Raw genomic sequence first — 22547 nt, forward strand, 5'->3', positions numbered from 1 at the left:
GACGCTCAGACTTCGATCAGGTGTTTGAGCGGGTGGTAGCCGGTCTTGAGCTTCGCAGCGACGTCGAGAATCGCCTTCTGAATACCGTCCAGATGCATGCAGGTCAGTTCGATCGCCGCGCTCTGGTTACCGGCCTCGATGTACTCGATCAGCCGCAGGTGTTCGTCGTCGCGACAGGCTTCGTGGCTGTCGTCATCCAGTGCGGCAGCATACAGCGAAGCGCGGGAAATCAGCTTCTGGAACCAGTCGAGCAGCACCGGGTTGTTCAGGCTGCGGGCCAGTTTGAGGTGGAACTCACCCAGCAGGTGAATCAGCCGCTCGTGGTCGCCGGCCGCATGGGCTTCATCTTCCAGCAACAAATGCTCGCGCAGGTCCTGCATCGCGGCAGAGTCCTTGCGCCGGCACAGCTCGGTGACGATGCCGATCTCGATCAGGCGCCGTGTTTCGAACAGCGAACGGATTTCTTCATCGCTGGGCAGCGACACCGACGCACCTTTATTGGGCTCGGTGGTGACCAGACCGTCGGCCTCCAATTGCTTGAGCGCGGCGCGAACCGACGTGCGGCTGACATTGAACAATTCCGCCAGCGACGCCTCGCCCAGTTTCATTCCCGGACGCAGCGAACGCTTGCTGATCGCCTCGTAAACCCCTTGGTAGACGCGGTCGACCGTGGTTTCCGTTTTCTTTTCGGTCATTTGAAAGCTCCTTCGATGCTGGCAACGCGACCCGGCGAAAGACTCAGCCAGGGAAATGGGGGTTGCACAAGCAGATTAATCCGGGTATTTCTAAATTGCATTCAGATATTGCATACAATAATTAGAGGATTGCACCATTATGGGTCAACCAATAGCAATTGAAGTGCGTAATGTCTCCAAACGGTACTCCGACGATCCCGGCCTCGCGCCAGCCCTCGACAATGTCTCGGTGAACATCGCCGACAATGAGTTCTTCACCCTGCTCGGCCCCTCGGGCTGCGGCAAAACCACCTTGCTGCGCACCATCGCCGGTTTCGAACACGTCAGCGACGGCGAGATCCGTCTGGCGGGCGAAACCGTGAATCACCTGCCGCCGTTCAAGCGCCGGGTCAATACAGTGTTCCAGAGTTACGCGCTGTTTCCGCACATGAGTGTCGCGCAGAATATCGCCTTCGGCCTCGAGATGCAGGGTCTTGATCGCAAGACGATCCCCGGACGGGTCGAGGAGATGCTCGCGCTGGTGCAAATGGAGCACCTGGCCGGGCGCAAACCGGCGGAATTGTCCGGCGGCCAGCAGCAGCGCGTGGCTCTGGCCCGGGCCCTGGCGCCGAAACCGAAAGTGCTGCTGCTGGATGAGCCGCTGTCGGCGCTTGACCTGAAGCTGCGCAAGGAAATGCAGGTCGAACTCAAGCGTGTGCAGCAGGAAGCCGGGATCACCTTCATTTTCGTCACCCACGATCAGGAAGAAGCCCTGACCCTGTCCGACCGGATTGCGGTGATGTCCGCCGGCAAGATCCTGCAGATCGGCACACCCACCGACATCTATGAACGCCCGCAGCACCGTTTCGTCGCCCAGTTCATCGGCGACATCAACTTCCTCCCCGGCCAGCTCAAGCGTGGCGACCACAACCAGAATCTCTTCGTGCCCAACGGCATGCCGGTGGAAATCCCCTGCCCGCCCCAAGGCGTCAATGGCAGCAGCGTGCAACTGGCGTTTCGTCCCGAGCGATCGCAACTGGTCACGGTGGATCAGCCCCATCATCTGCGCGGCGTGATCGAGGCCGTGCTGTATGTCGGCACCGCGACCCTGTACCAGTGCCGCTTGAACAACGACATCAAAGTCATGCTGCGGGAAAACAACGAAGGCCTGAGCGCGTGTCGGGCGGTCGGTGAACCCGTGGCGGTGCACCTGCCGCCCCAGGCCTGCCTGTTGATGGAGGCCTGAGATGAGCGTCAGCAGCACTTCCCCCTCCCTCAACCGTGCGCTGTTGCTCAGCCCGGTGGTGTTGACCCTGCTTGCCCTGATCGCCATTCCGCTGGGGATCATGGGTTACATCAGCCTGCTGCCGCGCAACACCTATGGCGGTGTGGACTGGCAGGCCCAATGGCAACTGCAGAGTTACGTGCAGCTGTTTTTCCAGGAAGGCTTCGACGGCGAGCTGGAGCTGAACTGGGTCTACGCCCAGGCGTTGTTGCGCTCGGTGTTCCAGGCCGGCGGCACCACGCTGTTGTGCTTCCTGTTCGGCTTTCCGGTTGCCTTGTGGATGTCGAGCCTGACCCCGCGCCGGCGCAACCTGATGGTGTTGCTCATCACCATTCCGTTCTGGACCAACCTGCTGATTCGCAACTACGCGTGGCTGATCATCCTGCGCGAACAGGGCTGGGTCGCCCAGAGCCTCAACGCGCTGTTCCCAAGCGCCGGCGGCATCACCCTGCTCTACAACGACTTCGCCGTCAGCGTCGGTCTGGTCTACAGCTTCCTGCCGTTCATGATCCTGCCGATCTACTCGACCCTGGAAAAACTCGACTGGCGTCTGGTGGAGGCCGCCTATGACCTGGGCGCCAACCGCTGGCACGCGCTGCGCCGGATCATCCTGCCGCTGTCGATGCCCGGGGTGATTGCCGGTGCGTTGCTGGTGTTCGTGCCGAGCCTCGGTGCCTTCATCACTCCGGCGATTCTCGGCGGCGGCAAGACCCTGATGATCGGCAACCTGATCCAGCAGCAATTCGGCACCGCACGCAACTGGCCGCTGGGCAGTTCGCTGTCGTTCCTGCTGCTGGGGATTCTGCTGTTGTCCCTGGTGCTGTACGCCCTCTACAGCCGCAGCGCGGCGAAAACCCTGAACCGGGGAGCGAAAGCATGATCTCTCTGCACCTGAAAAAACTCCCGGCGACCCGGGAGATCAGCTTGCTGATCCTCGCCTATCTGTACGTGCCGATCCTGGTGTTGATCGTCTACAGCTTCAACGCCAACCGCTCGGCGACGGTGTGGACCGAGTTCTCGCTCGCCTGGTACGGGCGGATCCTGGCCAACCCGTCGATCCAGACGGCGGCGCTGAACTCGATCATCGTCGCGACCATCGCCACCGTGTGCGCCACGGCGATTGCGCTGCTCGCAGCGTTGGCGACGTACCGGCCGTTCTACGGGCAGAAAATGGTCGAAGGCGGGATCAACCTGCCGCTGATCCTGCCGGAGATCGTCACCGCCGTGGCCACCCTGCTGCTGTTCATGGCGCTGGGGATCAAGCTCGGGCTGATAACGGTGATCGTCGCGCACATCGGCTTCTGCATTCCGTTCGCCTACCTGCCGATCCGCGCACGGCTCAACGATCTGGACAAGAGCCTGCTGGAGGCCGCCAACGACCTGTACGCCAACCCGTGGCAGGTGTTTCGCCGCGTGACCTTGCCGCTGTTGTGGCCGGCGGTGTTGTCCGGTTCGGTGCTGGCGTTCGTGGTCAGCCTCGACGATTTCATCATGACCTTCTTCGTCGCCGGCCCCGGTTCGACCACGTTGCCGGTGTACATCTTCTCGGCAATCAAGGCCGGCGTGACACCGGAGATCAACGCGATCTCGACCCTGATGTTGGTGATTTCCATCGTTCTCGTGGTGCTGGCCTTCTGGCTCGGCCAACGCGGCAAACAACAATAAACCTGGAGCGCGCTCATGAAAGTCAAAAACATGCGTCTGGCAGTATCCGGTCTGGCCCTGAGTTGTTTCACCGCGTTCGGCGCCCACGCCGCCGAGCCCAAGGAATTGTTCTTCTACAACTGGACCGATTACTACCCGGTCGATCTCCTGGCCAAGTTCGAAAAGGAGACCGGAATCAAGGTCACCATGGACGGCTACGACAGCAACGAAACCCTGCTCGCCAAGTTGCAGGCCGGCGGCGCGGCGTATGACGTGATCGTGCCGTCGCAGTCGATCATGCAGACGCTGATCAAGCAGGATCTGCTGCTGGAAATCGACACCCCGACCCTGAGCAATTTCCAGTACGTCAAAGGCCCGTTCCGCGACCCGAGCTTCGATCCGGGGCGCAAATATTCGGCGCCGTACCTGTGGGGCACCACCGGGTTTTCCTATGACAGCGCGCGGGTGCCGGGCGGCAAGCTCGATGACTCGTGGAAAGAGTTCTTCGAGCCACGCAAGGAACTGCAAGGCCAGCTCGCCGCCCTCGACACCTCCAGCAGCGTGATCAACGCCGCCAGCCATTACCTGAACGTCGACGAATGCACGGAAAACCCGCAGGACGCCAAGCGCATCCTGGAGCTGCTGCAAAAGCAGAAACCGTTTTTGAAGATGTACAGCTCCGACAACACCGTCGACCGAATGGCCTCGGGCGAAGTGATCATGATGCAGAACTGGAACGGCTCGACGGCCCGCGCCACCTTGCAGAAGAACACCATCAAGTACGTGTACCCGCGTGAAGGCGTGGCGATGTTCCAGGACAACTTCGCCGTACCGAAAAGCGCACCGCATCCGGGCAACGCGAAGATCTTCATCGACTGGATGATGAAGCCCGAAAACGCCGCTGCCGTGTCCAACGCGATTGCCTATGCCAACGGCATTCAGAGCGATCAGTTGCTGGATGCGAAATGGAAGGTCATGGACGCGATCAACATGCCCGAGGAATACGCCTCGCGGCTGCGGCCGGAGAAGGAATGCAGCAACAAGGCAAGGGAGCTGCAGGATCGGATCTGGTCGAAGCTCAAAGGCTGATTGCCTGACTCAAGACCGCGTCGCGGCCATCGCGAGCAGGCTCGCTCCCACAGGTTTCGTGGAATGTCCGGAGTTTGCAGACAACACAAATTCCTGTGGGAGCTGGCTTGCCAGCGATGAGGCCCGCCCAGACAACATAGAAACAGAGGTATGAAATGTCCCACCCCCGCTGGCTCAGAAACATCCGCCCCTACGGCGCCCCCGCCGAAGACCTGCTGATCGAAAACGGCAAGTTCACCCAACGCCGCCCGGCCTCGAACACGCCATTGGCCGCCACCGACATCGACGGCCAGAACCAGCTGTTCACCGCCCCGTTGGTGGAAAGCCACGTCCACCTCGACAAGACCCTGTACGGCCAACCCTGGCGTCCGAACAGCGCCGGCCCGACGCTCAAGGACTACATCAGCAACGAGCGCCGCGTCCTTCGCGAAGTGAAAGCGCCGATTGCCGAGCGCGCCGGCGCGCTGCTGGAAAACTGCATCGCCCGGGGTTCGCTGACCATGCGCTGCCACGTCGACATCGACCCGGAATTCGGCCTGCGTCACGTCGAAGCCATGCAGCAACTGCGCGAACGCTACAACGACCTGATCGACCTGCAACTGGTGGTGTTCCCGCAAACCGGCCTGATCAGCCGCCCCGGCACCGCCGAGCTGATGCGCGAAGCCATGGCCTTGGGCGTGGAGAACGTCGGCGGGCTCGACCCGTGCGGCATCGACAACGACCCGATTGCGCAACTGGATTTCGTATTCAAACTGGCCAGTGAATTCCAGCGTGGCGTCGACATTCACCTGCACGACAAGGGTGAACTGGGTCTGTGGCAGATTGCGCGGATCGCCGATTACACCGAGCGCTTCAACCTGCAGAACCGGGTGATGATCAGCCACGCCTATTGCCTCGGCATGCTGCCGTGGAGCCAGGTCAAACCCGTCGCCGAACGCCTTGCGGCGCTGGGTATTTCGCTGATGAGTTCGGCGCCGGCCGACTGCGCGGTGCCGCCGTTTCTGTCGCTGCGTGGGACCGGGGTCAACGTGTGCCTGGGCTCCGACGGCATCCGTGATGCGTGGTCGCCGATGGGCAACGGCGACATGCTGGAACGGGCGATGTTGCTGGCGTTCCGTTTCGACTTGGGCAAGGACGATGAATTGGCGGCGGCATTCGAAGCGGCGACGGTCAATGGTGCCCGCGCGTTGGGGGTCGAAGGTTACGGCTTCGACATTGGCAAGCCTGCGGACTTTCTGTTGATGCCGGTCGAAACCCTCGGTGAAGCCGTGGTCGCGCGGCCAGTGCGTCAGGTCTATCGCGGCGGCGAACTGATCGCCAGCGGCGGTCGCTTGCTGGGCAGCCGTCTGTGAAACGGATCGGCCTGAAGGCCGGTTGCGTGGTCGGCTTCGACGGCAGGCAGCATGTGCTGTGGCGCGACGGTGAAGTGGTGTTTGCCGGCTCGCGGATCGAGTTTGTCGGGCGCGGTTACCAAGGGCCGGTGGATCAGTGGATCGACTACGGCAATGCGCTGATCGGCCCCGGCTTCATCGACCTCGACGCCCTCGGCGATCTAGATTCCACGGTGCTGACCCTGGACAACGGCGATGAACGCGCCATGGGCCGGATGTGGTCGGCAGAGTATCTGGCGGCCGGCCCGCGTGAGTCGTTCAGCCCCGAGGAAGAGGTTTTCAAATACCGCTACGCCTTCACCCAGTTGATCCGCAACGGCATCACCACGGCGATGCCGATCACTTCGATGTATTACCGCGAATGGGCGGAGACCTATGACGAGTTCGCCGCCGTCGCCGACGTGGCGGGTGAACTGGGGCTGCGCACCTATCTCGGCCCCTGCTACATGAGCGGCATGAGTTACTGGCACGCCGACGGCAGCCTCGCCCATCACTGGGATGAGGCTCGGGGCCTGGCCGGGCTCGACGCGGCCGAACGGTTTTTCAAGGATTTCGATGGTGCTCATGGCGGGCGGATTCGCGGTGCACTATTGCCGGATCGAATCCAGACCTGCACCCCGGCGCTGTTGCAACGTACCTCCGCCCTGAGCCGTGAACTGAACGCACCGATGCGTCTGCATTGCTGTCAGGCCACCAGTGAAGTGGCGATGGTCGAGCAATTGCGCGGCACCTCGCCGCTGGGCTGGTTGCAGCAACTCGACCTGCTCAGCCCACGCAGCCTGTTGCCCCACGGCATCTACACCTCGGGCGATGACGATCTGCAACGGGTCATCGACGGCGGTGCCAGTCTGGTGCACTGCCCGCTGGTGTTCGCCCGCGATGGCGAGGCGCTGAATTCATTCGGCCGCTATCGCGCCAAAGGCATCAACTTCGCCCTCGGCACCGACACCTGGCCGGCGGACTTGCTGGCCAACATGCGCCACGGTTTGAACATCGCCCGATTGATGGAGGGCGGCCCATCGCTGACCAGCAGCCTCGACCTGTACAACGCCGCAACCCTCGGCGGGGCCAAGGCGCTGGGCCGTGACGACCTTGGGCGTCTTGCACCGGGGGCCAAAGCCGACATCACCGTATTCAGCCTGCGCGGCCTGCACCTGGGCCCGTTGTTCGACCCACTGAAAAACCTGCTGCTGGCCGGGCGCGGCGACGATTGCATCGCCAGTTACATCGACGGTCGCTGCGTAATGCACGACGGTCAGGTCAACGGCGTCGACTACCCGGCCCTGCAACGCCAGGCCCAACGCCAATACGAAAAACTGATGCGCAGCCACAGCGACCGGGCTTTTGGCCGACCGGACTGGAAAACCCTGTTCCAGCCGGCCATTCCGTTCGCCGACGACTACAGCGCCGAGGCGCCATTGAGCGCCATCGATCCACTTCTTTAGAGAACACTGCCATGCACAGCTTCGATTTCAGCCAACTGAGCCCGCGGGAAAAATACAAGATTCTGATCGGCAGCGTGGTGCCGCGCCCGATTGCCCTGGTCACCACCATCGACGGCGAAGGCCGGGTCAACGCGGCGCCGTTCAGCTTCTTCAATGCGCTGTCAGCTGATCCGCCCATTCTTGCGCTCGGCGTCGAAAACTACGGCGACCAGAGCCCCAAGGACACCACGCGCAATATCCAGATGAATCAGGAATTCACCGTCAACATCGTCAACGATGCACTGGTGGAAGCCATGAACGTTTGCGCCGTGCCGTTCGCGCCGGGCTTCGATGAGTTGACGGCTGCCGGCCTGACGGCAATCCCCGGCACCTCCGTCAAATGCCCGCGGATCGGCGAAGCACCGGTGGCGCTGGAGTGCCGGCGGATGATGGCGCTGAACATCGGCCAGTCGCGGGAGATCATTTTTGGCGAGGTGTTGATGGCGCATGTGCGCGACGAGTTGATCGACCCGAAAACCCTGTACATCGATCAACTGGGGCTGGATGCGATCGGGCGCATGGGCGGGCATGGTTATGCGCGGACCCGGGATTACTTCGATCTGCCGACCCGCTCGTTGCAAGCGTGGACGGAAGCGCCGGGGGGTGGCGAACGGTTCTGGCCTGGCAAATAAAAAAGCGGCCCACCGAGGTGGGCCGCCGTGACAGGTCGATCAGTCAGTGCCGTACTTCGGCGACCGTGGCCCGTACAGCAGGCCTGCCGGATGTCCGGCCGACAGCAGACGATTGCTGGCCACACCGGCAATCGGGTAGCCGGCATCGGTGGAGCTGTTGACGATCTGTTTAACCGCAGCGGTGATCAGCGCGCCGATCAGGCCGCCGCCACTGTTGTTGCCACCCTCTTCGCTCGACGCCCGGGCTGCACCGGTCCACAGGGTGGCACCGGTTTTCAGGTCCACCAGTTTGGCGCTGGCGGTGACGGCGGTTTCGCTGCTGATCACCATGTAGCGCGTGCCGTACTCGCTGACGGTGATGTACAGCGCCGCGTCGGCACCGAAGATTTCGTGCAGTTTGTTGACCGGCGCCTGATGAATGTCATCCGGCGTGGTCAGGCCGTTCTGGCGGAACGTCTCGTCGACCAGGGTAATCGGCAGCACGTAGTAACCGGCCTCGGCCAGCGGGAACGTCACTTGCGACAACAGACTGTAGGACGCCTTGACGTCCGGCGAGGTGTTCAGCGGCGGCAGCACCAGAATGGACTTCGGACGCGCTTGCTTGTACGCCGAATAGTCCACGGTCTTCGGTGCGACGCAGCCACCGAGAATGGTCAGCGCCAGGCCGGCGGCCAGCAGTTTCAAGGCACGGGAGATCATTTGGCGTCTCCGGTCTTGGCGTTCTTGAGCAAGAAGTCCATGTAGGTGCCGGACTCGGGGAACAGGGTCTTCTCAGTGCGCAATTGCTGCACCATCTGATCGTCCTTGCCCATGCTCAGGTACAGCAGACCGAGGTGTGCGTGGTAACCCGGCGGTACAGGCTTGCCACTGGCGCGGATCTTTTGCAGATCGGCTTCCAGCGCTTCGGCCTGGGCCTCTTTCGGCGTTTCGCTTTTGAAGTATTCGTAGACTTGTGGCTGGTAGCCTTCCCACTGGTACAAGGTTTGCGGGCTGCTGCAACCGGCCAGCAAGGCGCTGGCGGTCAGGGCCATCAGCGACCGGGACAGGGACAGATTCATGGTGTGTTGCTCCTTGCGATGGGCGTCTATCAGTTGCCCGGTTTCCAGGCGCCGGCGTTCATGCCATCGACCAGACGATTGATCGCCTCGCGCATGGCCAGATCGAGGACTTTGCCGTTGAGGGTGGAGTCGTAGGCAGCGGTGCCGCCGAAGCCGATGATTTCGCGGTTGGACAAGGCGTATTCGCCGGCGCCCTGGGTCGAATACACCACTTCGGAAGTGCTGATGTTGACGATGTTCAGGTTGACCTTGGCGTAAGCGACCTGGGTCTTGCCACGGCCGAGAATGCCGAACAGTTGATGATCGCCGGTCTCTTTGCGGCCGAACTCGGTGACGTCACCGGTGACCACGTAATCGGCGCCTTTCAGACGCTGGGCCTGGCCCTTGATCGCCGCTTCTTGCTGGATCTCGCCCATGTTGTCGCGGTCGAGCACGGAGAAACGGTTGGTCTGCTGCAAGTGAGTGATCAGGATGGTCTTGGCCTGGCCACCGAGACGGTCGACGCCGTCGGAGAAGATCCCGCGCATGTAGCTCGAGCGGTTGTCGAACTTGCCCACGGCCATCGGGATACGGACACCGGTCCAGGCCTGAGTGGCGCTTTCCACCTTGGCCACCGGCAATGCGCGGGAGCTTTCGGTGGCACAACCGGAAAGCGAGCTGGCCAGAGTGCCGAGGACGGCAATCGCAACGCCCGAGACCAACATCCGGGAGATCATTCTCACTGTGCATTCCTTCTGAAAAATGATGTGTCCCGGCACGGCAAAAATCGTGGGGGATCGGGAAAGGGCCGGCATTATGCCAAAGTGCCATCAGTGATGACAGGTTTTTTTGACGCCAGTGAATTGGCTAAATGTCAGGCACAAAACCCCGTGGGAGCGAGCCTGCTCGCGATAGCGGATTGGCATTCAATATTGATGTTGGCTGAACCACCGCAATCGCGAGCAGGCTCGCTCCCACATTATTGTGGGTATCAGTGGAAATCGCGGCTTTGCACCCGAATCCCGTTGAGCAACGGGCTGAGGTCACTCAAGCGTCCGGCAATCAGATGCCGGACTTCGCCTTCACGCTCCCAGCGTCCATCGACCTTGAGCAATTGCGAACCGACCAGCACCTGACGCTGACGCTCGGCCAGATCGCGCCAGACCACCACGTTGACGTTGCCGAACTCGTCTTCCAGGGTCACGAAGGTCACGCCGCTGGCGGTGGCCGGGCGCTGGCGGCCGGTCACCAGCCCCGCCACGCTGACCGGTCGGCCATGCTCGACTTCCAGCAACTCCCGGGAACTGCGACAGCGCCGCGCCCGCAACTCGTCGCGCAACAACGTCAGCGGGTGCGGCCCCAACGTGGTGCCGAGGGTGGCGTAGTCGGTGAACAGATCTTCGCTGACGCTCGGTGTGGGCAGCCGCACATCGGGCTCCTCCTGACTCGGCAACCCGGCAAACAGTCCGAGCTGCTTCTGCACCCCGGCCACCTCCCAGCGTGCCCGATGGCGATGCCCGGCCAGGCCCCGCAGCGCTCCTGAGTCCGCCAGCAACGCCTGGGCCCGACTGTCGAGCCCGGCCCGGTCACCCAGATCGGCGACATCGGCAAACGCGCCCCTCGCCCGAGCGCTTTCAATGCTCCGCGCATCCTCTTCGCGAAAGCCCTTGATCATGCGCAGGCCCATGCGAATCGCCGGTTGCGCGCCGGTGATCGGCTCCAGGCTGCAATCCCAGTCGCTGGCGCGTACGTCCACCGGGCGGATCTGCAAATGATGCCGGCGCGCGTCCTGAAGAATCTGATCCGGGCTGTAGAAACCCATCGGCCAGCTGTTGATCAGCGCACAGGCGAACGCCGCCGGTTCGTGGCACTTGAGCCAGCAACTGGCATAGGTCAGCAAGGCAAAACTGGCGGCGTGGGACTCGGGAAAACCGTAACTGCCGAAGCCCTTGATCTGTTCGAAGATCTGCGCGGCGAATTCCGGGGTGTAGCCGTTTTTCTTCATGCCGGCCGCCAGCCGTTCCTTGTGCGGTTCCAGCCCGCCGTGGCGTTTCCAGGCCGCCATGGAACGCCGCAACTGATCGGCCTCGCCGGGGCTGTAGTCGGCAGCGACAATGGCGATCTGCATCACCTGCTCCTGAAACAGCGGCACGCCGAGGGTGCGTTTGAGCACCACTTCCAGCTCCGGCGACGGATAGGTTTCCTTTTCTTCCTTGTTCCGCCGGCGCAGGTACGGATGGACCATCCCGCCCTGGATCGGCCCCGGCCGGACAATGGCCACTTCGATCACCAGATCGTAGAAGTTTTGCGGGCGCAGGCGCGGCAGCATCGACATCTGCGCCCGGGACTCGATCTGGAACACGCCGATGGTGTCTGCGCGACTGATCATGTCGTAGGTCGGGCGATCGTCAGCCGGGATGGTGGCCAGGCTCAGATCCTGGTTGCGATGACGACGCAGCAGGTCGAAACAGCGACGAATCGCACTGAGCATGCCGAGGGCGAGGATATCCACCTTGAGCAGCCCGACCGCATCGAGGTCGTCCTTGTCCCACTGGATGATCGTGCGGTCGGCCATGGCGGCGTTTTCCACCGGCACCAGGGTGTCCAGCGGCTGCTCGGAAATCACGAAACCGCCGGGGTGCTGCGACAGGTGCCGAGGGAAGCCGATCAGTTGCCCGGTCAGGCTCAGCACCCGGTGCAGGATCGGGCTGTCCGGGTCGAAGCCGCTTTCGCGCAGGCGCTCCACGGGCGGTGTTTCATCGCTCCAGTGACCACAGCAATCGGCCAGCGCATTGATCTGGTCCGGCGGCAGACCCAGGGCCTTGGCCACGTCGCGCACCGCGCCGGCAGCGTGATAGGTGCTGACCACCGCCGTCAGCGCCGCACGACGGCGGCCATAACGACGAAACACGTATTGCAGCACTTCTTCCCGGCGCTCGTGCTCGAAATCCACATCGATGTCCGGCGGCTCGTTGCGTTCTCTCGACATGAAACGCTCGAACAGCAACGTGGTGCGATCCGGGTCGATCTCGGTGATGCCCAAGGCAAAACACACCGCCGAGTTGGCCGCCGAACCCCGGCCCTGACAGAGAATTTTCTGCTCCCGGGCGTAGCGCACCACGTCGTGCACGGTGAGGAAGTAGCTTTCGTAGCCGAGTTCGGCAATCAGCTCCAGCTCATCGTCGATCTGTTTGAGCACCTTGGGCTGTGCGCCTTTCGGCCAGCGCCAGGCGATGCCTTGTTCAGTCAGATGCCGCAGCCAGGAACTGGCGTCATGTTCCTCGGGCACCAGCTCTTTCGGATATTGATAACGCAACTGGCCGAGGTCGAACGTGCAGCGGCGGGCCAGCGTCACCGATTCGTCGAGCAGAGTCTGCGGATACAACTCGCGCAACACATCGAGGCTGCGCAGATGCCGTTCGCCATTGGGGTGCAGGCGCAACCCGGCTTCGGCTACCGGGACGTGATGACGGATCGCAGTCATGGTGTCCTGCAAGGCCCGGCGGCCACGGGCGTGCATGTGCACATCGCCGCTGGCCACGGCCGCAATCTGCAGCTCATCTGCCAGACTCAGGAGGGCGGCCAGTCGTTGCTGATCGTTCTGCCCTCGATGCAACTGCACCGCCAGCCACAACCGTTCGCCGAAGGTCTGTTTCAGCCAACGCCCCTCTTCCACGTCATCGACCGTATCCGGCACCCACAGCACCAGCAACCCCGGCAGCGGTTCACTGAAATCTTCGCGCAGTATTTGATACTGACCTTTCTGCGTACGCCGTCGAGCCTGGGTGATCAAGCCGCACAGGGCCTGATAACCCTCAATGTTTTCTACCAGCAACACCAGTTTCGGACCGTTCTCGATGCGGATTTCGCTGCCGATGATCAGCGGCAACTCCACGGACTTCGCCGCCTGCCAGGCACGGACGATTCCGGCCAAGGTGCATTCATCGGTGATCGCCAGCGCCTGATAGCCGTGCTTCTTCGCCCGCTGGAACAGCTCCAGCGCACTGGACGCACCGCGCTGAAAACTGAAATTCGACAGGCAGTGCAGCTCGGCATAACCCTGATTCACGCGAACCAGCCCTGCAGCCACAACGGGCCGCCCTCACCCACTGCCCGGTACGCCCAGCCTTGCTGGCCGGCGCGGTTCTGGATCAGGTAATAATCGCGGCGCACGTCGTCACCGTCCCACCAGCCGGACTCGATGCGCTCCGGGCCCATGAGGATGCGCGCAGAGCCTTCGGGCACGGACTGCGGCTCGCCCAACAGCCAGCCCGGACGCTGCACGCCCGGCAACGCAGCACAAGGCTGTTTGTCATCGGCGTTCTGCCACGCGCACTCCGGGCGATGATCGGCCTGAAAGCGCAGGCCCTGCACCGCGTCATCCCCCAGCCGCGCGCGCAGGCGTTCGCGCAGCTGCTCCCAGGGCAAGGTCTGCTGCGGGCGGTCGTCGAACAGTTCCTGAAACTGCGGCACGAAACTCGGCAGATCCTCGGCCCGCAGACGAAAACCGCGCACCGGGGCTTCGACCTGCACCTGCTCCAATCGACCACGGGCCAGCTCGAAGAGCATCGCCGGGTCGCGCTCGGCGCTGAGCAGGCCGACCTTGATCAATGTATCCGGCAATCCTGCATGTTCCAGATGCAGGTCGAAGCGCTGCACGCCGCTGTCGCGCCCGCACAAGAACGCCGCCAGATCGGACGTCAGGCGGCGCAACGGGAACAGCAGCGCCTGATGGGACTGCACGTCGAAGTTGAGTTCGATGCGCACATCGAAGCGATCCGGCGGCAGGTAGAACGCCAGCGCCAGCGGTCGTGCGCCAAACAGCGTGTCCAGATGCTTGAGCATCGGTGCCTCGAAACGCCGGGCCAGGGCCTGACGCGGCAGACTCTGCAACTGATGGAGGTGGCGCAGGCCCATGCGCGACAACGCCGTGGCCACGCTCGGTTCAAGTCCGACACGGTCGACCGGCAGTTGCCCGAGGTGATGACGCAGGGCTTCACCATCCGGCACCACCAATCCGTCATAGGCATTGGCCAACACCCGCGCCGCCACCGGGTTGGGCGCGGCGACGATGCGGTGACGAAAGCCCAGCTCCGTCAGCTCAGTACGTAATCGCGCTTCGAACTGCGCCCAGGAACCGAACAGCCCGAGGCTCGATTCGATCTCGAACACCACGGTGCGCGGGTAATGCACGCTGACCTGCGCGCTGAAGCGATAGGCCCAGGCAGCGAGAAACTGCTGCCAGTGTTCGACCTCGGCGGCGTCGTAATCGACGGTGGCGAACCCTTTGCTCATCGCCTGCGCAGCAGTCATCGACTGCCCCGGTCGCAAGCCCAGTGCCCGCGCCGCCGGGTTGACCGCTTGCAGCACCCGGCGCTGGGCCGGGCCGCTGAGCAGAGCCAAGGGTTGCTCGGAATCGGGCCGTTGACGCAGCACGGCGTCGAGGGCCAATTGCGGGAACAGAATGCAGACCCAGCGCATGACGACCTCAATGCCCCACAGCAAAGGCAATCGGTGCAGTGCGCGCCAGTCCGCCCCGGCATTTGAGTACGCGCAACTGCGCCGGGCGGGCATCGATGGCAATGCGCAGCGCCGCTGGCGACGGGTTGACCGCCTCGCTCAATGGCCGCCACGCGAACGCCAGGGTCTGGCCGGTTTCCGCCGCCACCTGCAAACGGCGCAAGGCACGGTCGTCGGCCTTGTGCGGCCAACACAGCACCGCGCCGCAACTGCCCGAGCGCAGGCATTGCTCCGCCGCCCACAAGGCATCGCGCTCACTGGCCTGGATCACCGACAACTGCCGCAGATCGACCCCGGCATTGGCCCACGCCTGCGGGTATGGCACGAACGGCGGCGCCACCAGCACGATGCGCTCCCCCGCCGCCGACAGCCGCGCCAACGTCGGCCACACCAGTTGCAGTTCGCCGACACCAGGACCGGCCAGAAGGATTTCGCTCAGCGCCGCTTCCGGCCAGCCACCGCTGGGCAAGGCTGCGTCCAGCGCCGCGTGCCCGGTGGGTTGCGGGCTCGCGGTGGGTGGCGCAGGCCGGCCCTTCCAGACCTGGCCGCCATTGAACAGCGTATCCAGCGCAACGACGGCACCCATCAGCCTTGCCTCACCAGACCGCAGAACACGCCTTCGATGGCCAGGTCCTGATCGTCACGCACCACAATCGGCTGGTATGCCGGGTTACGCGGCAACAGGCGAACCTCATCGCCGACCCGCTCGAAGCGTTTAATGGTGACTTCACCGTCGAGCCGCGCCACCACGATCTGGCCGTTGAGCGCCTCGGGGTTGCGCCGCACGCCGACCAGATCGCCGTCGAGAATGCCGTCCTCGATCATCGAGTCGCCCTGCACCCGCAGCATGTAGTCGGGCGTGCGGGAGAACAGTGCCGGGTCGAGCATCAGGCGATTGTGGATGTCGGCATCGGCGCCGATGGGCGCACCGGCAGCCACCCGGCCGAGCACCGGCACTTCAAGCAGTTCCGGTCGCGCCGGCTGCCCGAGCAGGCGAATGCCCCGGGCCTGATGCGGATTGACCTCGATGAACCCGGCTTCGGTGAGCGCCAGCACATGCTTGCGCGCCACGCTGCGGGAGGCAAAACCAAAAGCCTCGCTGATTTCAGCGAGGCTTGGGGGCTGACCATGTTCGGCGATGCGTTCGCGGATAAAGGTCAGGATGGCGGTACGGCGGGGAGTCAGATTTGTCATGGAGTACATTTGTACTCTTGTGGGAATTTCCTGACAAGCACCGCCAGTCAGCTCAAACCGCGCTCCGCCAGAAACCCCGCGATGTAATCGATGAACGCCACAACCTTGGCCGTCGCCCGCCGATGGCTCGGGTACACCGCCAGAATGTGCGGGCCGAAGCTGTCCGGATCGATCTCGTAATCAGCCATGACCCGCACCAGTCGCCCATCGGCGATGTACGGCGCGGCGCTCCACAGCGGCGTGTGCAGCAAGCCGCGCCCGGCCAAAGCGCTGGCCAGCAGCAAATCGTAATTGTCGCTGCGCAACAGCGGCGCCGCCGGTTGCGCCAGGCTCAGGCGCTGGCCGTCGCGCTCGGCCCACCAGAATTCGCGACTGAGCAACGGATGCCGGTACAGCAGCCATTCATGCTGATCGAGGGTTTGCGGCGTCACCGGTAAGCCCTTGCGCGCCAAGTATCCGGGGCTGCCGCACAGCGCCAGGCGATTGCTGCCGACCACCCGGGCAATCAGCCCCGGCAAATCGTCATGGCCCTCGCGCAGCGCCAGGTCGTAGCCGCTTTCCAGCAGATTGACGAACTCGTCGCACAAATCCACTTGTAGGCTGATCTGCGGGTATTGCTGCAAAAAACCGTCACACACCTGATCGAGAAACGCCCGCCCGTAAGCCAGCGGCGCGGTGATTTTCAGGCTGCCGCGCAGGCCGTGCTGCAACTGCTCGATTTCCTCGCCGGCCTCGTCCAGCCGTTGCAGCACCTGACGTGCGGTTTCCAGATAGAGCCGGCCGATTTCCGTCAGCAGTATTCGCCGCGTGCTGCGTTCGAACAGCCTCGCGCCGAGTTCGGATTCCAGATGATTGACCGCTTTGGTCAGGGCCGACGGGGTCTTGCCCAGTTGCTCGGCAGCGCGGCTGAAACTGCCGAGCTGCGCGGTGACCACGAACATTTTCAGTGCACCCAGCTTGTCCATGCTTTTTCCATTCAGGCAAAAACGTTTTTCGTGAGGGAGGCGTTCTGTCGGGCGTTGGCAGCCACTAATCTGGCCATCAGACGCAATAACAAGGAAATGTTCAATGAAAAGATTCATCCCGCATTTCACAAAAAATGTGCTGATCGCCGCTATGAGTTTTGCCTCGATGGAAGCCATGGCCGCCACCGATCTGGTGCTGCTCAACGGCAAGATTTTCACCGCCGACCGCGCTCAACCGCAGGTTCAGGCGCTGGCCGTGGAGAACGGCAAGGTGCTGAAAGTCGGCACCGATGCGCAGATCAAGACCTTGATCGAACCCGTCACCCAAGTGATCGACCTTCAAGGCAAGGCCATGATGCCCGGCTTGATCGACAGCCATTCCCACGCGATTTTCGGCGGACTGGAAATGGTCTCGGCGAACATGGAAGACGAGGTGGTCGAACTCGACGAACTGGAAAAACGCCTGCGCGCCTGGCGTGACGACGGCAAGGCCCGGCATGGCGATGTGTTGAGCGTGGCCGGCATGAGTTCGGCGTACTGGGCCAAGGCTGAAGCCCTGGGCAAGATCTTCAACCACGGCGAATGGGCCGACGTGCCGGTGGTGTTCACCGGCAGCGATCACCACACGGCGTGGGCCAACAATGTGATGCTCAAGCGTGCGGGCATCGACGCCGCGCTGCTGAAAACCCTGCCGGACGCGGAAAAGGACACCCTCGGCAAACTGGCCAGCGGTGAGCCGAACGGCTTTGTGGTCGATGCCGGTTGGGATCGGGTCGCCTCGAAAATACCAGTGCCGAGCCCTGCCGACCTGCTCAAGGCTGCACAATCAGCGGTGCGTTTCAACAACAGCCTTGGCATCACTGCGTGGATGGACCCGGCTGCCAACGCCGCGCCGGGCGAGCCGGTATTCGCCCTCAAGCCCACCGAGAGAACCGTCGGCGTGCTGCCGGCCTACAAGGCCCTGTCGGACAGCGGCGGCATGACCGCCCACGTTGCCGCGCTGCTGGTGGCCAACCCGAAAAGCGCCCCGGCCGATCTCGACACCCTCGACAAGGTTCGCCGGCAGTTTCAGGGCATCCCCAACCTCACGCTGCCGGGGATCAAGATCTTCGCCGACGGCGTGATCGAATACCCGGCCCAGAGCGCGGCGATGATCGATCCCTACAGCAACTCGCACAAACAGGGCGAACTGCTGATCGATCCGCAGCACTTCGGCGAACTGGTCAGCGCCATCGATCAGCGCGACTGGCTGGTGCACATCCACGCCATCGGCGACCGCGCGGTGCGCGAGTCACTGAACGGCATCGCCCAGGCACGCAAGGACCGACAGAGCGGCGTGACGCACTCGATCACCCACCTGCAAATGGTCAACCCGAAGGAGTTCGCCCGCTTCAAGCCGCTGAACGTGATTGCCTCGATGCAACTGCTGTGGGCCAGCGCCGACGACTACACCACCGACATGATCAAGCCTTACGTCAGCGCCCTCGCCTTTCGTTATCAATACCCGGCGCACTCGCTGCTCAAGCAGGGCGCGACGATTGCCGGCGCCAGCGACTGGCCGGTGTCTTCGCCGAACCCGTTCAACGCCATCGCCCAGGCCATCACCCGCACCGGTCCGCTGGGGGTGCTCAACGCCGACGAACGCCTGGACCGCGAAACCATGTTCTACGCCTACACCGCCAACGCCGCGCGGACCATCGGCCTGGAGCAACAGATCGGCTCGCTGAGCCCCGGCAAACAGGCCGATTTCATCGTGCTCGATCGCGACGTGTTCAGCGTCGATGACAAGGCTCTGCATGACACGAAGGTTCTGCAGACCTGGTTCGGTGGTCGTCAGGTTTACGCCCCTACCCTCTAGAAACACACTTCCCCTGTGGGAGCCAGCCTGCTGGCGATTACGGTCTGACATTCAACTCATATGTCACCTGACTCACCGCAATCGCTAGCAGGCTAGCTCCCACAGGCTTCCGCGCGCCCCATAACAATCACAACATCGGGACTTCACATGAAAGCCATGCCTCTGCTCGCCCTGACTTCCTTGAGCCTGCTGCCCTTGAGCAGCCACGCTATTCCCCTGAACGATGATTTCGCCGTGCTGGTCGACCTGACGCTGGCCAGCGACTACCGCACTCGCGGTATCTCCCAGACCCAGAACGATCCGGCGGTACAGGCCGGTTTGACCCTGGCCCACAGCAGCGGTCTGTACCTCGGCGCGTGGAGTTCGAACGTCGACTTCGGCGGCGGTCTGAAAACCCGTCAGGAAGTCGATTACTACGCCGGCTGGCTGTGGCAGGCCACCGAAAACGTGAGCCTTGATCTCGGCACCATCCACTACGCCTACCCCAAGGAAAGCCAGTTCAACCAGACCGAGGTCTACGGGATTCTCGGCGTCTACGGGGTGAAGCTTGCAGCGTATTACTCCAGTGACGCGCCGGGCATCGACAGCAAACAGAGCTCGCTCTACAGCTACATCGGCTATGAAACCGAATTGCCGTTCGATTCCGGGCTGAAGCTGCGCTACGGCAACATGGACTTCAAGGACCCGCATCTGTACTCGGCATCCGGGCATGGCGAAGAATCCTACCGGGAGTGGGAAGTCAAACTGACCCACAACCTGGCCGGCGAGGTGCTGGGCCTGAGCTACATCGACACTGACCTCTCGCAAAGCCAGTGCCTGAGCAATTGGGGCTTCAAGGATGTGTGCACGGCGACGGTCGTGGCCAGTGTCAGCAAATCCTTCTGAGCCCAGGTTGATTGCGGTGAACCTAAGGTGTGAGTTGCGCCAGGTACTGCCACGGGTAGATCCCGCGTTGATGGCCATCGCTGAACACCAGTTGCAGTCCGTAACCCTGCTGGTTTAGTTCGATCACACGAACCCGATCATCCACCAGCGGCGCCGAGCCCCGCAGGCGAAACGCCCGGCACTGCGAGCACGGGCACTGGCGGCGCAGTTCGGCGTGGTCGAGCAACTGCTCGCGGCCATCCGGCCAGCTCAGCCGCAAGCGGTGTTCACTTTGGGAATTGCCGATCGCCAGCGGATTCATTGCAGCTGACTCAAGGCAATCCGCACGGCTTTGCGCACTTCCGGGTCGCCGTCGTCCTGCGCGGCCTGTAACGCCGCCACGGCGCCGCGATCATTCAATTCGCCAAGGGCAAGCGCGGCTTCCTTGCGCAGGTTGCTGATGCGATGACCGAGGGTGTCGATCAGAGCGTCGAGGGCCGGCACGTAACGCAAACGGCCGAGGCTGCGAGTGGCGCGCAGGCGAACCTGCCAGTAGTTGTCGGCCAAGGCTTCGATCAGCGCCGGGCCCGCGTCGGTGTGGCCGACCTTGCCCAGTGTCGTGGCCGCTTCTTCGCGCACTTGCCAGGCGTCATCCTGCAAGGCCTGACGCAAGGCCGGAAGCACATCTGCGCCACTTGCCAGGCCCAGGGCGCCGGTAGCGGCGCGGCGTACTTCGGTGTCAGGATCGGCGCTTGCCAATCGGGCCAAGGCTGACAGTGCGTCGAGTTGTTTGAGCCAGCCGAGCACACCAACGGCTTCGCGACGCACACTCGCATCAGCATCGTTCAACGCCTGAAACGCGGCAGGCGCGGCGCCGGGAAAACGCAACTCGCGCAAGGCCCGGAACGCGGCAATCCGCACGCTGGTTTCGGCGTGGCCGGTCCACGGCAGAATCACCCTGCCCGCCGCTTCGGTCTTGAGCAGACTCAGGCTCTGCGCAGCGGCGGCCTGCACCGCCGGCGACGGATCCGTCAGCGCCTGGCACAGTGCTTCAACCACCGGTTCGTCTTCCCAGGCTTCCAATAGACGCGCCGCTTCGGCACGCACCTCTTCGGCCGGGTCTTCGGCCAGGCGCTCGACCAGCCAGAGCAAGCCGTCCGGCTCTTCGAGGTCGGCCAGATCGATCAGGGCAATCCGCCGTACACCGGCGTCATCGGCGGTCAGGCGCGGTTGCAGGGCGAGAATGTCTTCGTTATCGGTCACAGCAAAAAATGAGGTCATAAGGCAAATCTCGGCAAGGCGTTTTCAGGAGGCAAACCGAGCGGATTGAGGCGCGGCAGCGGTCGATGGTTGTCGTGGCGCAGCAGGTCAAGGCAATGGCGTTTGAGGCGCGAGAACTCGTGGCTGGTCACCAGTCCGGTGGTGCGTGGGCGTGGGAAGTCGAGGCGCAGGTCTTCGATGATCCGCCCCGGCCGTGCGCTCATCACCAGCAAACGGTCGGCGAGGAACAGCGCTTCATCGATGTCATGGGTGACGAACACCACGGTGGTGCGAATCCGCGTCCAGATGTCCAGCAGCAGTTCCTGCATGTTCAGTCGGGTCAGCGCATCCAGCGCGCCGAAGGGTTCGTCCATCAGCAACAGCCGTGGCCGGTTGACCAGCACCCGGGCGATCTCCACCCGTTGCTGCATGCCGCCGGAGAGCTGATCCGGCCAGCGCTCGGCGAAACCTTCGAGACCAACCAGTTTGAGGATTTCATCAGCGGCGCGATGACGTTCGGCCTTGCCGATGCCGCGCATCTTCAGGCCGAAGGCAACGTTGTCGCGCACCGTGCGCCATGGGAACAAGGTGTGATGCTGGAACACCATGCCGCGCTGCGGTGACGGGCCGGACACTTCGGCGCCGTCGACTTTCAACTGTCCGCCGTGAGGTTGCAGATGCCCGGCCAATGCGCCGAGCAAGGTCGACTTGCCGCAACCGGACGGGCCGAGAATGCACACGAACTGGCCCGGCTCGATCTGGCAATCCAGCCCCTGCACCGCTTCGAACGCGTGCCGGCCTTCGCCGAGGACGATGGATAACTGGCGGATGTCGATCCGCCCTTCCGGGGTTTGCATCACGCTCATCAGGCTTTTCCTCGTGGTCGGTGCCAGGGCGTGAACAGCCCGCCCAGGCGTTTGATCAGCAGGCTGCTGCCCATGCCCAACACGCCGATCAGCAACATGCCGACCACGATGTCGGCGTAGTTCTGGATGGTGTAGGACTCCCACGTGTAGTAACCGATGCCGAACTGGCCGGAGATCATTTCGGCGGTCACCAGACAGAACCACGACGTGCCCATGCCGATGGCGAGCCCGGTGATGATGCTCGGCGCAGCGCCCGGCAGGATCACTTCCAGCAGGATCGCCCGGCGCCCGGCCCCGAGGCTTTTCGCCGAGGCGATCAGGCGCGGGTCGACGCCTTCGACACCGTGCACGGTGTTGAGCAGGATCGGGAACAGCGCGCCGGTGAAGGTGATGAAGACCATCGACAACTCCGACGACGGGAACATCAGGATCGCCAGTGGAATCCACGCCACAGCGGGGATCGGGCGCAGCACTTCCAGTGGTGGCAGCAGCAGGTCTTCGGCCCACTTCGAGCGGCCGATGGCCAGGCCCAGGGCGATGCCAATGATCAGCGCAGCGAGGTAGCCGGCGAAGACCCGGCCGAGACTGGCGCTCAGGTGCTGGATGAGCTTGCCGGAGTCGCCGAGGTCGAGGGCGGCTTCGATCACGGCTAGCGGGGTTGGGACGTTGGCGAAGGTGACGAGGCCGAGGTTCCAGTGGTGGCTGGCGGCGAGTTGCCAGAAGAGCAGGCAGAGCAGCAGTGAAGCTGCTCTTGATATCCAGCGTCCTTTTGAGATTTTCATGA

The 22547-nt window shown here is 63.2% G+C and carries 22 protein-coding genes; 9 read left to right on the plus strand and 13 right to left on the minus strand.

The window, feature by feature from the left end:
* Positions 1 to 5 precede the first annotated feature (5 nt).
* Positions 6 to 695, minus strand: a complete 690-nt coding sequence (locus DLD99_RS15875) for a GntR family transcriptional regulator (protein WP_085710119.1) — start codon at positions 693 to 695, stop codon at positions 6 to 8.
* 139 nt (positions 696 to 834) lie between these two features.
* Between DLD99_RS15875 and DLD99_RS15880 the strand changes: the two genes are divergently transcribed.
* The 7 genes from DLD99_RS15880 to DLD99_RS15910 all read left to right on the plus strand — a co-directional run bounded on the left by DLD99_RS15880 (position 835) and on the right by DLD99_RS15910 (position 8199).
* Positions 835 to 1920: an ABC transporter ATP-binding protein gene (locus DLD99_RS15880; protein WP_114883496.1), complete on the plus strand. Its 1086-nt coding sequence runs from the start codon at positions 835 to 837 to the stop codon at positions 1918 to 1920.
* Position 1921: 1 nt separating this feature from the next.
* The gene (locus DLD99_RS15885) at positions 1922 to 2839 is read left to right on the plus strand and encodes an ABC transporter permease (RefSeq protein ID WP_085710121.1); all 918 of its coding nucleotides are present in this window, start codon (positions 1922 to 1924) and stop codon (positions 2837 to 2839) included.
* Positions 2836 to 3624, plus strand: coding sequence for an ABC transporter permease (locus DLD99_RS15890; protein WP_114883498.1), 789 nt, complete (start codon positions 2836 to 2838; stop codon positions 3622 to 3624). The genes DLD99_RS15885 and DLD99_RS15890 overlap by 4 nt, the downstream gene beginning before the upstream one ends.
* A gap of 15 nt (positions 3625 to 3639) precedes the next feature.
* A complete protein-coding gene (locus DLD99_RS15895; protein ID WP_114883500.1) occupies positions 3640 to 4692 on the plus strand; it encodes an extracellular solute-binding protein in 1053 nt (350 codons plus the stop codon).
* A 155-nt stretch (positions 4693 to 4847) separates the two neighbouring features.
* Positions 4848 to 6044, plus strand: coding sequence for an amidohydrolase family protein (locus DLD99_RS15900; protein ID WP_114883502.1), 1197 nt, complete (start codon positions 4848 to 4850; stop codon positions 6042 to 6044).
* Positions 6041 to 7528, plus strand: coding sequence for an amidohydrolase family protein (locus DLD99_RS15905; protein WP_114883504.1), 1488 nt, complete (start codon positions 6041 to 6043; stop codon positions 7526 to 7528). The genes DLD99_RS15900 and DLD99_RS15905 overlap by 4 nt, the downstream gene beginning before the upstream one ends.
* Positions 7529 to 7539: 11 nt before the next feature.
* Entirely contained in the window at positions 7540 to 8199 is a 660-nt protein-coding gene (locus DLD99_RS15910; RefSeq protein WP_114883506.1) for a flavin reductase family protein, read from the plus strand.
* Positions 8200 to 8238: 39 nt separating this feature from the next.
* On the opposite strand, the gene DLD99_RS15915 is transcribed toward DLD99_RS15910, so the two are convergent.
* The 8 genes from DLD99_RS15915 to DLD99_RS15950 form a co-directional block, all read right to left on the minus strand.
* On the minus strand, positions 8239 to 8898 hold the full coding sequence (locus DLD99_RS15915) for a DUF799 domain-containing protein (protein WP_114883508.1): 660 nt from the start codon (positions 8896 to 8898) through the stop codon (positions 8239 to 8241).
* Positions 8895 to 9257, minus strand: coding sequence for a DUF4810 domain-containing protein (locus tag DLD99_RS15920; RefSeq protein WP_085710128.1), 363 nt, complete (start codon positions 9255 to 9257; stop codon positions 8895 to 8897). The genes DLD99_RS15915 and DLD99_RS15920 overlap by 4 nt, the downstream gene beginning before the upstream one ends.
* 29 nt (positions 9258 to 9286) lie before the next feature.
* Positions 9287 to 9973, minus strand: coding sequence for a CsgG/HfaB family protein (locus DLD99_RS15925; protein WP_162803527.1), 687 nt, complete (start codon positions 9971 to 9973; stop codon positions 9287 to 9289).
* Between the two features lie 254 nt (positions 9974 to 10227).
* Positions 10228 to 13326: an error-prone DNA polymerase gene (locus tag DLD99_RS15930; protein ID WP_208647495.1), complete on the minus strand. Its 3099-nt coding sequence runs from the start codon at positions 13324 to 13326 to the stop codon at positions 10228 to 10230.
* Positions 13302 to 14717, minus strand: coding sequence for a Y-family DNA polymerase (locus tag DLD99_RS15935; RefSeq protein ID WP_114883512.1), 1416 nt, complete (start codon positions 14715 to 14717; stop codon positions 13302 to 13304). Before DLD99_RS15935 ends, DLD99_RS15930 begins: the two co-directional genes overlap by 25 nt.
* 7 nt (positions 14718 to 14724) lie before the next feature.
* Positions 14725 to 15342, minus strand: a complete 618-nt coding sequence (gene imuA / locus DLD99_RS15940) for a translesion DNA synthesis-associated protein ImuA (protein WP_114883514.1) — start codon at positions 15340 to 15342, stop codon at positions 14725 to 14727.
* A complete protein-coding gene (gene lexA, locus DLD99_RS15945; protein WP_114883516.1) occupies positions 15342 to 15959 on the minus strand; it encodes a transcriptional repressor LexA in 618 nt (205 codons plus the stop codon). Before lexA ends, imuA begins: the two co-directional genes overlap by 1 nt.
* Before the next feature lie 38 nt (positions 15960 to 15997).
* Positions 15998 to 16915 carry a LysR family transcriptional regulator gene (locus DLD99_RS15950; protein ID WP_114883518.1) on the minus strand — a complete coding sequence of 306 codons (918 nt, stop codon included), beginning with the start codon at positions 16913 to 16915 and terminating at the stop codon, positions 15998 to 16000.
* Positions 16916 to 17018: 103 nt separating this feature from the next.
* On the opposite strand from DLD99_RS15950, the gene DLD99_RS15955 reads away from it, so the two are divergent.
* Positions 17019 to 18773: an amidohydrolase gene (locus tag DLD99_RS15955; protein WP_114883520.1), complete on the plus strand. Its 1755-nt coding sequence runs from the start codon at positions 17019 to 17021 to the stop codon at positions 18771 to 18773.
* Positions 18774 to 18920: 147 nt separating this feature from the next.
* Positions 18921 to 19658, plus strand: a complete 738-nt coding sequence (locus DLD99_RS15960) for a TorF family putative porin (protein ID WP_114883522.1) — start codon at positions 18921 to 18923, stop codon at positions 19656 to 19658.
* A 22-nt stretch (positions 19659 to 19680) separates the two neighbouring features.
* Here the strand turns inward: DLD99_RS15960 and DLD99_RS15965 are convergent, their stop codons facing one another.
* Genes DLD99_RS15965 through DLD99_RS15980 form a run of 4 tightly spaced genes read right to left on the minus strand, consistent with a single transcriptional unit; the run spans position 19681 to position 22545 of the window.
* Entirely contained in the window at positions 19681 to 19959 is a 279-nt protein-coding gene (locus tag DLD99_RS15965; protein WP_114883524.1) for a DUF971 domain-containing protein, read from the minus strand.
* Positions 19956 to 20918, minus strand: coding sequence for a HEAT repeat domain-containing protein (locus tag DLD99_RS15970; protein ID WP_114883526.1), 963 nt, complete (start codon positions 20916 to 20918; stop codon positions 19956 to 19958). Before DLD99_RS15970 ends, DLD99_RS15965 begins: the two co-directional genes overlap by 4 nt.
* Positions 20915 to 21763, minus strand: a complete 849-nt coding sequence (locus DLD99_RS15975; protein ID WP_114883528.1) for an ABC transporter ATP-binding protein — start codon at positions 21761 to 21763, stop codon at positions 20915 to 20917. The genes DLD99_RS15970 and DLD99_RS15975 overlap by 4 nt, the downstream gene beginning before the upstream one ends.
* On the minus strand, positions 21763 to 22545 hold the full coding sequence (locus DLD99_RS15980; RefSeq protein ID WP_114883530.1) for an ABC transporter permease: 783 nt from the start codon (positions 22543 to 22545) through the stop codon (positions 21763 to 21765). Before DLD99_RS15980 ends, DLD99_RS15975 begins: the two co-directional genes overlap by 1 nt.
* Between the last annotated feature and the right edge of the window lie 2 nt (positions 22546 to 22547).

The organism is Pseudomonas kribbensis (assembly GCF_003352185.1).
GTDB classification, from domain to species: Bacteria; Pseudomonadota; Gammaproteobacteria; order Pseudomonadales; family Pseudomonadaceae; genus Aquipseudomonas; species Aquipseudomonas kribbensis.

Excerpts from the sequence above, each read along its gene's own strand:
- DLD99_RS15960 (WP_114883522.1), top strand. The coding sequence starts at position 18,921 with ATGAAAGCCATGCCTCTGCTCGCCCTGACTTCCTTGAGCCTGCTGCCC.
- DLD99_RS15925 (WP_162803527.1), bottom strand. The coding sequence starts at position 9,973 with ATGATCTCCCGGATGTTGGTCTCGGGCGTTGCGATTGCCGTCCTCGGC.
- lexA (WP_114883516.1), bottom strand. The coding sequence starts at position 15,959 with ATGTACTCCATGACAAATCTGACTCCCCGCCGTACCGCCATCCTGACC.
- DLD99_RS15975 (WP_114883528.1), bottom strand. The coding sequence starts at position 21,763 with ATGAGCGTGATGCAAACCCCGGAAGGGCGGATCGACATCCGCCAGTTA.
- DLD99_RS15955 (WP_114883520.1), top strand. The coding sequence starts at position 17,019 with ATGAAAAGATTCATCCCGCATTTCACAAAAAATGTGCTGATCGCCGCT.
- DLD99_RS15965 (WP_114883524.1), bottom strand. The coding sequence starts at position 19,959 with ATGAATCCGCTGGCGATCGGCAATTCCCAAAGTGAACACCGCTTGCGG.
- DLD99_RS15970 (WP_114883526.1), bottom strand. The coding sequence starts at position 20,918 with ATGACCTCATTTTTTGCTGTGACCGATAACGAAGACATTCTCGCCCTG.
- DLD99_RS15880 (WP_114883496.1), top strand. The coding sequence starts at position 835 with ATGGGTCAACCAATAGCAATTGAAGTGCGTAATGTCTCCAAACGGTAC.
- DLD99_RS15890 (WP_114883498.1), top strand. The coding sequence starts at position 2,836 with ATGATCTCTCTGCACCTGAAAAAACTCCCGGCGACCCGGGAGATCAGC.
- DLD99_RS15950 (WP_114883518.1), bottom strand. The coding sequence starts at position 16,915 with ATGGACAAGCTGGGTGCACTGAAAATGTTCGTGGTCACCGCGCAGCTC.
- DLD99_RS15910 (WP_114883506.1), top strand. The coding sequence starts at position 7,540 with ATGCACAGCTTCGATTTCAGCCAACTGAGCCCGCGGGAAAAATACAAG.
- DLD99_RS15915 (WP_114883508.1), bottom strand. The coding sequence starts at position 8,898 with ATGATCTCCCGTGCCTTGAAACTGCTGGCCGCCGGCCTGGCGCTGACC.
- DLD99_RS15875 (WP_085710119.1), bottom strand. The coding sequence starts at position 695 with ATGACCGAAAAGAAAACGGAAACCACGGTCGACCGCGTCTACCAAGGG.
- DLD99_RS15885 (WP_085710121.1), top strand. The coding sequence starts at position 1,922 with ATGAGCGTCAGCAGCACTTCCCCCTCCCTCAACCGTGCGCTGTTGCTC.
- DLD99_RS15935 (WP_114883512.1), bottom strand. The coding sequence starts at position 14,717 with ATGCGCTGGGTCTGCATTCTGTTCCCGCAATTGGCCCTCGACGCCGTG.
- DLD99_RS15980 (WP_114883530.1), bottom strand. The coding sequence starts at position 22,545 with ATGAAAATCTCAAAAGGACGCTGGATATCAAGAGCAGCTTCACTGCTG.
- DLD99_RS15900 (WP_114883502.1), top strand. The coding sequence starts at position 4,848 with ATGTCCCACCCCCGCTGGCTCAGAAACATCCGCCCCTACGGCGCCCCC.
- imuA (WP_114883514.1), bottom strand. The coding sequence starts at position 15,342 with ATGGGTGCCGTCGTTGCGCTGGATACGCTGTTCAATGGCGGCCAGGTC.
- DLD99_RS15895 (WP_114883500.1), top strand. The coding sequence starts at position 3,640 with ATGAAAGTCAAAAACATGCGTCTGGCAGTATCCGGTCTGGCCCTGAGT.
- DLD99_RS15920 (WP_085710128.1), bottom strand. The coding sequence starts at position 9,257 with ATGAATCTGTCCCTGTCCCGGTCGCTGATGGCCCTGACCGCCAGCGCC.